This is a genomic window from Pseudomonas sp. E45-MNA-CIBAN-0222 (genome assembly GCF_040310405.1).
Lineage (GTDB): Bacteria > Pseudomonadota > Gammaproteobacteria > Pseudomonadales > Pseudomonadaceae > Stutzerimonas > Stutzerimonas stutzeri_AC.
Genome location: NZ_JBEOPU010000157.1, coordinates 1 through 259, shown reverse-complemented (window position 1 = coordinate 259; position 259 = coordinate 1). Strand labels below are relative to the sequence as shown.

Genomic DNA, 259 nt, shown 5'->3' with positions numbered 1-259 from the left:
GTTTTATGGTGTCGCCGAACCGGTGCTACATTTTGCCACGCCGCCGCTGTCAGAGCCGCAAACTATTGCTGCTGCTAAAGAGGCAATGCAAATTGCTTATTTTCATTGGGGTTTTCATATTTGGGCGATCAATGGCGTAGTGGCGTTGACCTTGGCCTATTTTGCTTATCGTCAGGGTTTGCCTTTATCGATGCGCTCAACGCTTTACCCTATTATCGGTGAAAAAATATATGGCCCTATCGGCCATGCAGTAGATGTA

At 47.1% G+C, this 259-nt stretch carries 1 protein-coding gene; it reads left to right on the top strand.

Annotated elements, in window-relative coordinates:
- Positions 1-259, top strand: a 259-nt coding sequence (locus AAEZ08_RS23155) for a BCCT family transporter (protein WP_500125212.1), incomplete at both ends; no start/stop codon positions are given.